The following is a 13,046-nucleotide window of genomic DNA, read 5'->3' as shown; positions in this document are numbered from 1 at the left end:
CGCCCGGCATGGGCTAAATTGGCTTTTCGCCTGAACTGGCTATAGTCTGGCGCAGTTTTGCCGATAAGTAGAAGAAGAGATTTTTTAACTTCCGAATATGACCTTGAACCCGACTTAAATAAGTACTTTCTACCTATGGCTAAAATTATCGGCATCATCGTCGTATTCGCGAGCGTGCTCGGCGGATACGTGCTCTCCCACGGCAAGATTGCCGCCCTGATCCAGCCTTTCGAGGTGATGATCATCGGTGGTGCGGCACTCGGAGCATTCCTCCAGGCCAACCCCGGTTACATGACGATGCACGTGCTCAAGAAATCCCTGAGCATGTTCAGCTCGCGTTTCAGCCACACGTTCTATCTGGAAGTGCTGGGCCTGATCTACGAGATCCTCAACAAGAGCCGCCGTGAAGGCATGATGGCCATCGAGGGCGACATCGAAGATGCCGCTGCGAGCCCGATCTTCGCCAAGTACCCGGCGGTATTGAAAGACGAACGCATGACCGCGTTCATCTGCGATTACCTGCGCATCATGTCGTCCGGCAACATGGCGCCGCACGAGCTGGAAGGCTTGTTCGACATGGAACTGTACAGCCTCAAGGAAGACCTGGAGCATCCGTCCCACGCGGTGAACGGCATCGCCGACGCCATGCCGGGTTTCGGTATCGTCGCGGCGGTACTGGGTATCGTGGTGACCATGGCCTCGTTGGGTGAAGGCGATCAGAAGTCCATCGGTTTGCACGTGGGTGCGGCACTCGTGGGTACCTTCTTCGGTATTCTCGCGGCATACGGTTTCTTCGGCCCGCTGGCGCACTCCCTGGCGCACGATGCCAAGGAAGAGCTGAACGTCTACGAAGCCATCAAGGCCTCGCTGGTGGCTTCGGCGTCCGGCATGCCGCCATCGCTGGCTGTCGAGTTCGGTCGCAAGGTTCTGTACCCGGCTCACCGTCCAAGCTTTGCCGAGCTGGAACAAGCCGTTCGCGGTCGTTAAGTCATGGAAAATAACCAGCCGATAATCATCAAGCGCGTCAAGCGCATCGCCGGCGGGCATCACGGCGGGGCGTGGAAGATCGCCTTCGCCGACTTCGCGACGGCGATGATGGCGTTCTTCCTGGTGTTGTGGCTGCTGTCCACCGCGACCCCGGAACAGAAGATTGCCATCGCCGGTTACTTCAAGGACCCGGTCGGTTTCTCCGAGAGCGGCACGCCGTACATCATCGACCTGGGCGGTACGCCGACCCTGGCGCCGGAAAACACCCTCAACCCTGAAGTGAAGTCGCAGCCGCAACCGGACAAGGTCACGGTCGACACCGAACAGGTTGAAGGCATGGCCGAGCAGGTCGAGAAGGAACGTCTGGAACTGTTGCTGCAAGAACTGCAGAACAAGGTCGACGAGAACCCGCAGCTGCAGAAGTTCAAGGATCAGATCCTGTTCGAGATCACGCCGAACGGCTTGCGCATCCAGATCATGGACGCCGAGAACCGGCCGATGTTCGACTCCGGTTCTGCACGCCTGAAGCCGTACTTCGAAGACATCCTGCTGGCCATGGCCGACACCATCAAAGCGGTGCCGAACAAGATCAGCATCAGCGGCCACACCGACGCCAAGCCGTACACCGGCACCGGTGACTTCGGTAACTGGGAGCTCTCGGCCAACCGTGCCAACGCCGCCCGGCGTGCGCTGGTGGCGGGTAGTTATCCGGACGGGCAAGTGGCGCGGGTCGTGGGTTACGCCTCGTCGGCGCTGTTCGACAAGGAGAACCCGTTCAACCCGGTCAACCGTCGCATCGACATCGTGGTGCTGACCAAGAAGGCCCAGGCGGCCATCGAAGGTTCGCAAGGTACCGAACCGTCGAAACCGGCAGATCAAGGTCAGAACGGTGCGGCCCCGGCCACACCGGTCGACCCGAACGCCTTGCCGGCGGATCAGCAGCCAGTGCCGGCGCACGAGCTGCGTGAACGGTTGAACCTGTTTGACGACGCGGCGCCGAAGCCAACCGCGCCGGGCAGCGCGGTGCCAGCCCCGGCGCCCGCGGCACCCGCCACTGCACCCGCCACTGCACCCGCCACTGCACCGGCGCCCGCGCCGAAGCAGTGACCCACAAAAAAGCCGACAGTGATGTCGGCTTTTTTGTATCCGGCGACGACTGGGCGCTTTTTTGATCAGCCTCTCACGGATAATCCCCGATCAGCGCACGCGGGTGTTTTGCTTTAAATGGCCAGCAATGAATTCAAATCCTTCTGAACCACAGGGAGTCGTGACGATGGAAAATCAGACAATCTTTTTGCTGCAACAGCAATTTGACGAATTAGCGCAACGGGTGCCTGGCGAGGGTATCGAGTTCTGGTTCGCTCGCGAACTGCAGGAGCCTTTGGGTTATGCACGTTGGGAAAACTTTCTCACCGTTGTCCAGCGTGCAATAGCCTCGTGTGAAGCCACCGGTGTGGATGCTCTCGATCATTTTCGTGGCGTTACGAAAATGATCGAGATTGGCAAAGGTGGGCAACGAGCTACCGACGATTTCATGCTTACGCGCTATGCCTGTTACTTGATTGCGCAGAATGGCGATCCGCGTAAACGGCCCATTGCCTTTGCTCAGAGCTATTTCGCGCTACAAACGCGCAAGCAAGAGTTGATTGAAGACCGGATGCGCCTGCAGGCTCGCTTTGATGCTCGTGATCGCTTGCGCGAGTCGGAAAAAGAACTGTCGCAGAATATTTACGAACGTGGCGTGGATGATGAGGGGTTTGCTCGTATCCGCTCCCGGGGAGATGCAGCGCTTTTCGGTGGGAAAACGACTCAAGCGATGAAAGATCGCTACGGCATCATCAAGAGTCGGCCACTTGCTGATTTTCTGCCTACATTGACTATTGCTGCGAAAAATCTTGCCACTGAGATGACCAATCACAATGTGCTTCAGGTTGATTTACAGGGTGAGTCGGCTATTGCGAGCGAGCATGTCCAGAACAATTTGAGCGTGCGCGACATGCTGGACCAGCGTGGTATCAAACCCGAGGAACTCCCTGCGGAAGAGGATATTCGCAAGCTTGAACGTCGGGTTAAATCACAGGAAAGGAGCATCGCCAAGCAGGCGCCGAAGCTACCGGCTGACTGATATTGAGGTGGTCGCTGGAGTGGATCCACAAACAAAAGCCGCAGGTGACTGCGGCTTTTGTTTGGCTGGGACATTCCCAAAGTCAGCGTTGCTGGCGATCTTGTTCAGTAGCCGTTTTCAGGCAGGCTGGCGATGATCGAGCGGTAGCTGTTCATTCGCTGCTGTTGCACGCGGCCATCTTCCAGGGCCTTGAGCAGGGCGCATCCTGGCTCGCGGTCGTGCTTGCAGTCGCGGAAGCGGCAGGTGCCGAGCAGGTCGTCGAACTCGATGAAGCCAGCCTCGACGTCGGCTCGGCTGACGTGGCCCAGGCCGAATTCGCGGATACCCGGGGAGTCGATCAGCTCACCGCCACCAGGGAAGTGGAACAGGCGCGCGGTGGTCGTGGTGTGGGTGCCCTGGCCGGACAGTTCGGACAACGGGCCGACGCGGGTTTCCACCTCGGGCAGCAGGCTGTTGACCAGCGACGACTTGCCGACGCCGGACTGACCGACGAACACGCTGATGCGCCCGTCGAGCTGCTTCTGCAATTGCTCCATGCCGTTGCCGTGATGCGCCGACACTTCCAGCACCGGATAACCCAGCGTGCGGTACACCGCCAACAACGCGTTCAGCGCCGGGGCGTTCTGTTCGTCGATCAGGTCGAATTTGTTCAGCAGCAACAACGGGCGGATGCCGGCGTGCTCGGCCGCGACCAGATAGCGGTCGATCAGGTTCGCATGGGGCTCGGGCAGCGGGGCGAAGACGATGACGATCATGTCGACGTTGGCGGCCACCGGTTTGAGCTGGCCACGGCTGTCCGGGCGGCACAGTTCGGTGGTGCGCGGCAGTTGCGCAACGATCACGCCGATGCCCTGGTTGCCGGCGCGCCAGACCACTTGATCGCCGGTCACCAGCGCGGGCAGATTGGCCCGCAAGTGGCAGCGAAAAACCTGGCCGGCCAGTTCGCCGTCAACGGCCTCGACTTCGACCTGCACACCGAAGTGGGCGATCACCAGGCCGTGCTGTTCCGGGCCCAGATCGCCGCCTTCGAGCGCCTCGACAGCCGAGGACTCGCGTTTGGCGGCGCGGGCGGCGCGCTCGCCCTGAATCTTTTCGATGCGCCAGTTTTGACGACGATTGAGTTGGCGTTTGGCCATGGGTGTTCCGTCTGAAGAATGCAGCGATTAGGTAAAACGGCCGCGAGTTTAGCACGCCCGGGCACCGCCCTAGGCTAAACTGCGCAGCATTGCCTAGGAGCCGAAATATGCAAAACCCGCAGAATCTGATCTGGATCGACCTGGAAATGACCGGTCTGGATCCGGAAAACGACGTCATCATCGAAATGGCCACCATCGTCACCGACAGTGACCTGAATACGTTGGCCGAAGGCCCGGTGATCGCCATCCACCACAGCGACGAAGTGCTGGCCCGCATGGATGAGTGGAACACCCGCACCCACGGCAACTCCGGCCTGACCCAGCGCGTGCGCGACAGCCGTGTCAGCATGGCCGAGGCTGAAGCCGAAACCATCGCCTTCCTCGAGCAGTGGGTGCCGAAGGGCAAGTCGCCGATCTGTGGCAACAGCATCTGCCAGGATCGTCGCTTCCTCTATACCCACATGAAGTCGCTGGAAAGCTACTTTCACTATCGCAACCTCGACGTTTCCACGCTCAAGGAACTGGCCGCGCGCTGGGCGCCGGACGTGCGCGACAGCTTCAAAAAGGGCAGCACTCACCTGGCGCTGGACGACATCCGTGAATCCATCGCCGAGCTGCAGCACTACCGCAAGCATTTCATCAAGTTCTGAGATCGGCGACCCACGCCGAGGCGCCCTCTTTTGGTGCCCCGGCGAAGTGAGTAGACTGCGCGCCTTCCTGCCAGGATCGCCACCATGTTGCTGATGCTCTACCTCGTCGCCATTACTGCTGAAGCCATGACCGGCGCCCTGTCTGCGGGCCGTCGCGGCATGGACTGGTTCGGCGTGGTGCTGATCGCCTGCGTCACGGCATTGGGCGGCGGTTCGGTGCGCGACGTGCTGCTCGGGCACTACCCGCTGACTTGGGTCAAACACCCGGAATACCTGGTGCTGACCACGGTCGCGGCGATGATCACCGTGTTCACGGCACGCTGGATGCGCCATCTGCGGTCGCTGTTTCTGGTGCTCGACGCGGTTGGTCTGGTGGCGTTCACCCTGATCGGCTGCATGACCGCGCTGGAAATGGGTCACGGCATGCTGGTGGCTTCGGTCAGTGGCGTGATCACCGGGGTGTTCGGCGGCATCCTGCGCGACATCTTCTGCAACGACATCCCGCTGATCTTCCGCCGCGAACTCTACGCCAGCGTCTCGTTCGCCGCGGCGTGGTGCTACATGCTCTGTCTGTTCCTCAACGTGCCGAGCGAACAGGCGATTCTGATCACGCTGTTTGGTGGCTTTCTATTGCGGCTGTTGGCGATTCGCTTCCATTGGGAAATGCCGAAGTTCGTCTATAACGACGCGCCTTGACGGTCGGCGTGCTGTTTCAGCGCCCACTCCACATGTTCACGCACCAGCTCTGACGGGTATTCACGCCGCGCCTTGAGCGCTTCCAGCACCGGAATGCTCGACGGTGCGTTACCCAGTCCCACCGCCAGATTGCGCAGCCAGCGTTCGTATCCCGCGCGGCGCAGCGGCGAACCCTCGGTGCTGCTGAGGAACTTGTCCTCATCCCACAAGAACAGCTCGGCCAGTTCGGCGTTGTCCAGATTGTGCCGTGGCTTGAAATCGCTTTCGCCGGACGGGCGGGCGAAGCGGTTCCACGGGCAGCAGATCTGGCAGTCGTCGCAGCCGAACACCCGATTGCCGATCAGCGGTCGCAGGTCTTCGGGGATGGCGTTCTTCAGCTCGATGGTCAGGTAGGAAATGCAGCGTCGCGCATCCAGCACATACGGCCCGACGAAAGCGTTGGTCGGGCAGATGTCGAGGCACGCGGTGCAGCGCCCGCAGTGTTCGGTGCTGTGGGGTTCGTCCACCGGCAACGGCAGGTCGACGAACAGTTCGCTGAGAAAGAAGTAACTGCCGGCCTTGCGGTTCAGCACCAGGGTGTTTTTGCCGATCCAGCCCAGGCCGGCCTGTTCGGCGATGGCTTTTTCCAGCACCGGGGCGCTGTCGACGAAGGCGCGGAAGCCGAACGGGCCGATTTCGGATTGAATCTTGTCCGCCAGTTGTTGCACGCGTTTACGGATCAATTTGTGATAATCGCGGCCCAAGGCATAACGCGAAATGTAGGCCTTTTCCGGTTTGGCCAGCAATTGCGCCATTTGCGTGTCGCCCGGCAGGTAGTCCATGCGCAAGGACACCACGCGCAAGGTGCCCGGCACCAGCTCTTCAGGGTGCGAGCGTTTGCTGCCGTGGGCGCCCATGTAATCCATTTCGCCGTGGTAGCCGGCCTCGAGCCAGCGTTGCAGATGCTGCTCGTGCTCGGCCAGGTCCAGACCGCTGATGCCGACTTGCTGGAAGCCCAGCTCGCGGCCCCAGTCCTTGATGGATTGGGCGAGGGCGGGAAGATCTGTGGTGATGGCGGACATGAGGCGAGAGAAACCGGAGCTGAGGTGCGTATAATTCTGCCAGACATCGGAGCCCGAAGACGCATGCCGCACACTAAAGATCAATTACCCGACGCGCTGTACTGCGCCGCGCAAGTGCGGGCACTCGACGCACGGCTGATTGCCGCCGGCACGCCGGGCTTCGAATTGATGCAGCGTGCCGCCCATGCCACCTGGCGCGCACTGGTGCGCCAATGGCCTTCGGCGAACGAATTGACGGTGCTTACCGGCCACGGCAACAACGCCGGCGATGGTTATCTGGTGGCTGCACTGGCCCGGCGTGCGGGGTGGACGGTGCAGGTGCTGGCCGTCGGCGATCCGCAACGTTTGCAGGGTGATGCGGCCCTGGCGCATGCCGAAGCAGTGGCTGAAGGCGTTGCGATTGCGGCGTGGACTGCTTCCAGTGAGTTGCGCGGAATTCTTGTCGACGCGCTGCTTGGCACCGGTCTGAGCGGTGACGTGCGTGAGCCGTATGCATCTGCCATCGCAGCCATCAATGCCAGCGGCCTGCCGGTGGTGGCGGTCGATATCCCTTCCGGTTTGTGTGCCGATACCGGCCATGTGCTGGGCAGCGCGGTGCGCGCTGACCTGACCGTGACCTTCATCGGGCTGAAACTCGGCCTGTTTACCGGGGACGCGGCGGATCACGTCGGCGACCTGCTGTTTAACGATCTGCAAGCGCCTGCCGAAACCTACCGTGACATTGCCGTCGCCGCCCGCCGGCTCAATGCCGGTAATCTGCCGCGCCTGCCTGCTCGATTGCCGGCTGCGCACAAGGGGCGTTTTGGCCATGTCCTGCTGATCGGTGGCGATCACGGCTTTGGCGGCGCGATTCTTCTCAGCACCGAAAGTGCGTTGCGCAGCGGAGCCGGAATGGTGTCGCTGGCGACCCGCCCGGAACATGTCCCGGCAGCGTTGAGCCGGGTTCCTGAAGCCATGGCGTTGGGCACTTCGTCGGCCAATCAACTGATGGGGCTGCTGGAAAAGGTGTCCGTGCTGGTAGTAGGTCCGGGGCTTGGGCAAGCGAGTTGGGGCAGGGCACTGCTGTCGGCCGCCGCCAATGCGCCGCAGCCGCAAGTGTGGGATGCCGACGCGTTGAATTTGCTGGCGTCCGGATTTGTCACTCTGCCCAAAGATTGTGTGATCACGCCGCATCCGGGTGAAGCGGCGCGTTTGCTGGGGATCAGCACCGCCGAAGTGCAGGCCGATCGTCCTGCGGCAGCACTGGCATTGAGCAAAAAATATACAGCGGTGGTGGTGCTCAAGGGCGCCGGCAGTCTGATCGCTCATCCCGACGGGCGTCTGGCGTTGTGTCATCAAGGCCACCCGGCCATGGCCACTGCGGGCCTTGGCGATGTGCTGGCCGGTCTGGTCGGTGCGTTGCTGGCTCAGGGCATGAATGTGTTCGACGCGGCGTGCCTGGCGGTCTGGCTGCACGCCAACGCCGGAGCACAACAAGGTAAATTCGGCCGTGGGCTGGCGGCCAGTGATCTGATTCCAGCCATTCGTCAGTTGTTGGAGGAGCATGCACCGTGTCTGAAGTAACCCTGTACCTGGCCGATGAACAGGCGATGAGCGACTTTGGCGCACGGATCGCCCGCGTGACCGGGGGGCATGGCCTGATCTTCCTCGAAGGCAACCTCGGCATGGGTAAAACCACGCTGTCGCGGGGCATCATTCGCGGGCTGGGGCACGTCGGTGCGGTGAAAAGCCCGACCTTCACGCTGGTCGAGCCCTACGAGATCGGTGACATCCGCGCCTTCCACTTTGATCTGTATCGTCTGGTCGATCCGGAAGAGCTGGAGTTTCTCGGCATTCGCGACTATTTCGAAGACGACGCCCTGTGCCTGATCGAGTGGCCCGATAAAGGTGCAGGCTTTTTGCCAAAGCCTGACCTGACCATTACCATTAGCCCGCAAGACAGCGGGCGTTCGCTGACTATTTTGTCCCAGGGCTCGCGTGGCGAGGCCTGGTGTGCCGCTTTGGCATTGGAAACCAATTAAATGATGGGGTTAGGTATGCGCTTTCGCGCGTTGGTGGCTGCCGCTGGACTGATGTTGATGGCAGTAACCGTCAACGCTGTGGCCGACACGAAGGTCAACAGCGTGCGCCTGTGGCGGGCGCCGGACAACACGCGTCTGGTGTTCGACCTGACCGGTCCGGTGCAGCACAGCGTTTTCACCCTGACGTCGCCGGACCGTCTGGTCATCGACATCAATGGCGCCACCCTCGGCGCGCCGTTGAAAGTCTCCACCGCCAATACGCCGATCACTGCGATGCGTTCGGCCCAGCGTACGCCGACCGACCTGCGGGTGGTCATCGACCTGAAAAAAGCCGTCACTCCGAAGAGTTTCTCGCTGGCGCCAAACGCGCAGTATGGCAACCGTCTGGTGGTCGACTTGTTCGATAACCCGGCCGATGCCGCGCCGCCGCCACCCACACCTGCGCCGACACCGACAGTTGCGACCGTTCCGGCCGTGCCGGTCACCCCGACAGAACCGGCGATCAAACTGCCTCCGGCCCCGGCCGGCAAGCGCGACATCATTGTGGTAATCGACGCCGGCCACGGTGGCGAAGACCCGGGTGCGTCCGGCTCACGCGGTCAGCGCGAGAAAGACGTGGTGCTGCAGATCGCCCGTGAGTTGCAGCGTCAGGTCAACGGCATGAAAGGCTTCCGCGCCGAACTGACCCGTACCGGCGACTACTTCATCCCGCTGCGTGGCCGTACCGAAATCGCCCGCAAGAAAGGCGCCGATCTGTTCGTCTCGATCCACGCCGACGCCGCGCCGTCTGCGGCGGCCTTCGGTGCTTCGGTGTTTGCCTTGTCCGACCGTGGCGCCACCTCGGAAACCGCTCGCTGGCTGGCCGACAGTGAAAACCGTTCTGACTTGATCGGTGGTGCCGGCAACGTCAGCCTCGACGACAAGGACCGCATGCTCGCTGGCGTTCTGCTCGACCTGTCGATGACCGCCTCGCTGACTTCCAGCCTCAACGTCGGCCAGAAAGTCCTGACCAACATTGGTCGCGTCACGCCGTTGCACAAGCAACGCGTGGAGCAGGCCGGGTTCATGGTGCTGAAGTCGCCGGACATCCCGTCGATCCTGGTGGAAACCGGCTTTATCTCCAACGCCAACGAAGCGAACAAGCTCTCGGCCTCGAGCCACCAGCAGGCGCTGGCGCGTTCGATCAGCAGCGGCGTGCGCCAGTTCTTCCAGCAGAACCCGCCACCGGGCACTTACATTGCCTGGCTGCGTGATTCGGGCAAGATCGCTCAGGGCCCGCGTGATCACCGCGTCAGCCCCGGCGAAACCCTGGCGATGATTGCCGTGCGTTATCAGGTGTCGCCAGCCACTTTGCGCAGTGCCAATAACCTCAGCAGCGATGAGCTGAAGGTCGGTCAGCACCTGACCATTCCTGGTACCGAACTGGCGTCCAAAGAATGAATCAGGTTCTGAACGCTGCCCGCATTGAACTGCTCAGCCCACGGCTGGCGAACCAGATCGCCGCTGGCGAGGTGGTTGAGCGCCCGGCCTCGGTGATCAAGGAATTGCTGGAAAACAGCCTCGACTCCGGCGCCAGGCGCATCGACGTCGATGTCGAGCAGGGCGGCGTCAAGCTGCTGCGGGTGCGTGACGATGGCAGCGGCATTTCCGCCGATGACCTGCCGCTGGCGCTGGCCCGTCACGCCACCAGCAAGATCCGCAACCTTGAAGACCTCGAACAGGTGATGAGCCTGGGTTTCCGGGGCGAGGCACTGGCGTCGATCAGCTCCGTGGCGCGCCTGACCCTGACGTCGCGTACCCGCGATGCCGATCAGGCCTGGCAGGTCGAGACCGAAGGTCGCGACATGGCACCCCGCGTGCAGCCGGCGGCGCATCCGGTCGGCACCTCGGTGGAAGTCCGTGACCTGTTCTTCAACACCCCGGCACGGCGCAAATTCCTCAAGACCGAAAAAACCGAATTCGATCACCTGCAAGAAGTGATCAAGCGTCTGGCGCTGGCGCGTTTCGACGTGGCGTTTCATCTGCGCCATAACGGCAAGACCATCCTCAGCCTGCACGAGGCTCACGATGACGCGGCCCGCGCCCGGCGTGTGGCGGCGATCTGCGGTTCGGGCTTCCTTGAACAGGCCTTGCCGATCGAGATCGAGCGCAATGGCTTGCATCTGTGGGGTTGGGTCGGTCTGCCGACGTTCAACCGCAGTCAGGCGGACTTGCAGTATTTCTTCGTCAACGGCCGTGCGGTGCGCGACAAACTGGTGGCCCACGCGGTGCGTCAGGCCTATCGCGATGTGCTGTTCAACGGCCGGCATCCGACGTTCGCGCTGTTTTTCGAGGTCGATCCGGCAGCGGTCGACGTCAACGTGCACCCGACCAAGCACGAAGTGCGCTTCCGTGACGGGCGCATGGTGCATGACTTCCTGTATGGCACCTTGCACCGTGCCCTCGGCGATGTGCGACCGGAAGATCAGCTTGCCGGTTCGGTCACCACCGCGATCGTCCGGCCAACCGGCCTCGAGGCCGGTGAGTTTGGCCCGCAAGGTGAAATGCGTCTGGCCGCCAATGCGCTGCTGGAGCAGCCGCAGGCACAACCGGCGTTCAATACCTCGTCGGGCGCCAGCACTGGTGGCGCTTATCAGTATCAATACACGCCGCGCCCACAACCCGCCGTGCCGGCCGCTGAAGCTCAGGCTGCGTACCGCGAGTTTTTCGCGCCGCTGCCCGAGGCGAATGCCAATGCGCTACCGGCCGGTCAGGAAGACATTCCGCCACTTGGCTATGCGCTGGCGCAGCTCAAGGGCATCTATATCCTGTCCGAGAACGCCCAGGGCCTGGTTTTGGTGGACATGCACGCCGCTCACGAGCGGATCATGTATGAGCGCCTGAAGATCGCCATGGCCAGCGAAGGCCTGAGCGGTCAGCCGTTGCTGGTGCCGGAGTCGCTGGCGGTCAGTCAGCGCGAGGCCGATTGCGCCGAAGAGCATGCGGCGTGGTTCCAGCGTCTCGGATTCGAATTGCAGCGTCTGGGCCCGGAAACTCTGGCGATCCGCCAGATTCCGGCCCTGCTCAAACAGGCCGAGGCCAACCGTCTGGTGGGCGACGTACTGTCGGACTTGATGGAATACGGCACCAGTGACCGGATCCAGGCGCACCTGAATGAACTGCTCGGCACCATGGCCTGCCACGGCGCGATCCGCGCCAACCGCCGCCTGGCCTTGCCGGAAATGAACGGTCTGCTGCGCGACATGGAAAACACCGAGCGCAGCGGTCAATGCAACCATGGCCGACCGACCTGGACCCAACTGGGCCTGGACGATCTGGACAAACTGTTCCTGCGCGGTCGTTGATGAGCCAGCTTCCTCCAGCGATTTTCCTGATGGGCCCGACCGCTGCGGGCAAGACCGACCTGGCCATCGAGCTGACCAAGGTGCTGCCGTGCGAGTTGATCAGCGTTGATTCGGCGCTGATCTATCGCGGCATGGACATCGGCACGGCCAAACCGTCCAAAGAACTGCTCGCCGAACATCCTCATCGGCTGATCGACATTCTCGACCCGGCCGAGAGTTATTCGGCGGCCGATTTTCGCCGCGATGCCCTGCAAGCCATGGCCGAAATCACCGCACGCGGAAAAATTCCGCTGTTGGTAGGCGGCACGATGCTCTATTACAAGGCTTTGGTCGACGGTCTGGCGGATATGCCGGCGGCGGATCCCGAGGTTCGTGCGCAGATCGAGGAGGAGGCTGCACGCCTTGGCTGGCAAGCCTTGCACGATCAGTTGGCAGTGATCGATCCGGAATCGGCGGCGCGTATTCACCCGAATGATCCTCAGCGCCTGAGTCGTGCGCTGGAAGTCTATCGGGTCAGCGGTCAGAGCATGACTGAACTGCGGCTGAAACAATCTGAACAAAGTACCCAAGCTGCGGCATCGGGACTGCAACAATTGCCCTATACTGTCGCGAACTTGGCCATTGCTCCGGCAAATCGTCAGGTACTGCACGACCGCATTAAACAAAGATTCACAAATATGCTGGAACAGGGATTCATCGACGAGGTCGTAGCCCTGCGTAATAGAAGTGACCTGCATGCCGGGTTGCCGTCTATACGTGCGGTAGGCTATCGCCAAGTCTGGGATTACCTGGATGGCAAGCTGACGTCGGCTGAAATGCAGGAGCGGGGCATCATTGCCACGCGCCAATTGGCCAAACGCCAGTTTACCTGGCTGCGCAGCTGGGACGATTTACACTGGCTCGACAGTCTGGATTGCGACAATCTGCCACGCGCCTTGAAATACCTTGGGACCATCTCCATATTGAGCTGAGTCCTTGCAATTGCCGTCTATCCTTGGGGGTGTGGCGGCAAAAGCCATCTGATTA

The 13,046-nt window shown here is 61.6% G+C and carries 12 protein-coding genes; 10 read left to right on the top strand and 2 right to left on the bottom strand.

What is annotated here, in order from left to right:
* Window positions 1-135 precede the first annotated feature (135 nt).
* The 3 genes from motA to dinD all read left to right on the top strand — a co-directional run bounded on the left by motA (window position 136) and on the right by dinD (window position 3,112).
* Window positions 136-987 carry a flagellar motor stator protein MotA gene (motA, locus tag AC1RME_RS11435; RefSeq protein ID WP_007952169.1) on the top strand — a complete coding sequence of 284 codons (852 nt, stop codon included), beginning with the start codon at window positions 136-138 and terminating at the stop codon, window positions 985-987.
* Window positions 988-990: 3 nt separating this feature from the next.
* On the top strand, window positions 991-2,094 hold the full coding sequence (gene motB / locus AC1RME_RS11430; RefSeq protein ID WP_493091233.1) for a flagellar motor protein MotB: 1,104 nt from the start codon (window positions 991-993) through the stop codon (window positions 2,092-2,094).
* Between the two features lie 166 nt (window positions 2,095-2,260).
* Window positions 2,261-3,112 carry a DNA damage-inducible protein D gene (gene dinD / locus AC1RME_RS11425; protein WP_096819826.1) on the top strand — a complete coding sequence of 284 codons (852 nt, stop codon included), beginning with the start codon at window positions 2,261-2,263 and terminating at the stop codon, window positions 3,110-3,112.
* A gap of 104 nt (window positions 3,113-3,216) precedes the next feature.
* Here dinD and rsgA read toward each other — a convergent pair whose 3' ends face one another.
* Window positions 3,217-4,248, bottom strand: coding sequence for a small ribosomal subunit biogenesis GTPase RsgA (gene rsgA / locus AC1RME_RS11420; RefSeq protein WP_102620136.1), 1,032 nt, complete (start codon window positions 4,246-4,248; stop codon window positions 3,217-3,219).
* A 107-nt stretch (window positions 4,249-4,355) separates the two neighbouring features.
* Here rsgA and orn point away from each other — a divergent pair, with 107 nt between their 5' ends.
* A complete protein-coding gene (orn, locus tag AC1RME_RS11415) occupies window positions 4,356-4,898 on the top strand; it encodes an oligoribonuclease (RefSeq protein ID WP_096819824.1) in 543 nt (180 codons plus the stop codon).
* 84 nt (window positions 4,899-4,982) lie between these two features.
* On the top strand, window positions 4,983-5,594 hold the full coding sequence (locus tag AC1RME_RS11410) for a trimeric intracellular cation channel family protein (RefSeq protein WP_096819823.1): 612 nt from the start codon (window positions 4,983-4,985) through the stop codon (window positions 5,592-5,594).
* Here the strand turns inward: AC1RME_RS11410 and queG are convergent.
* A complete protein-coding gene (gene queG / locus AC1RME_RS11405) occupies window positions 5,576-6,655 on the bottom strand; it encodes a tRNA epoxyqueuosine(34) reductase QueG (protein ID WP_096819954.1) in 1,080 nt (359 codons plus the stop codon). The two genes, AC1RME_RS11410 and queG, sit on opposite strands and share 19 nt — an antisense overlap.
* A gap of 63 nt (window positions 6,656-6,718) precedes the next feature.
* Between queG and AC1RME_RS11400 the strand changes: the two genes are divergently transcribed.
* Genes AC1RME_RS11400 through miaA form a run of 5 tightly spaced genes read left to right on the top strand, consistent with a single transcriptional unit; the run spans window position 6,719 to window position 12,991 of the window.
* Window positions 6,719-8,218: an NAD(P)H-hydrate dehydratase gene (locus AC1RME_RS11400; RefSeq protein ID WP_096819822.1), complete on the top strand. Its 1,500-nt coding sequence runs from the start codon at window positions 6,719-6,721 to the stop codon at window positions 8,216-8,218.
* Window positions 8,206-8,676, top strand: a complete 471-nt coding sequence (gene tsaE, locus AC1RME_RS11395) for a tRNA (adenosine(37)-N6)-threonylcarbamoyltransferase complex ATPase subunit type 1 TsaE (protein ID WP_096819821.1) — start codon at window positions 8,206-8,208, stop codon at window positions 8,674-8,676. Before AC1RME_RS11400 ends, tsaE begins: the two co-directional genes overlap by 13 nt.
* Before the next feature lie 51 nt (window positions 8,677-8,727).
* A complete protein-coding gene (locus AC1RME_RS11390; RefSeq protein ID WP_425220387.1) occupies window positions 8,728-10,116 on the top strand; it encodes an N-acetylmuramoyl-L-alanine amidase in 1,389 nt (462 codons plus the stop codon).
* Window positions 10,113-12,020, top strand: a complete 1,908-nt coding sequence (mutL, locus tag AC1RME_RS11385; RefSeq protein ID WP_493091230.1) for a DNA mismatch repair endonuclease MutL — start codon at window positions 10,113-10,115, stop codon at window positions 12,018-12,020. Before AC1RME_RS11390 ends, mutL begins: the two co-directional genes overlap by 4 nt.
* Complete coding sequence (miaA, locus tag AC1RME_RS11380) at window positions 12,020-12,991, top strand: tRNA (adenosine(37)-N6)-dimethylallyltransferase MiaA (protein WP_096819818.1); 972 nt, start codon at window positions 12,020-12,022, stop codon at window positions 12,989-12,991. Before mutL ends, miaA begins: the two co-directional genes overlap by 1 nt.
* Window positions 12,992-13,046: the final 55 nt, after the last annotated feature.

This window comes from Pseudomonas sp. GW822-FHT03F08 (genome assembly GCF_058801265.1).
This window is presented reverse-complemented; position numbering and strand designations above follow the sequence as displayed.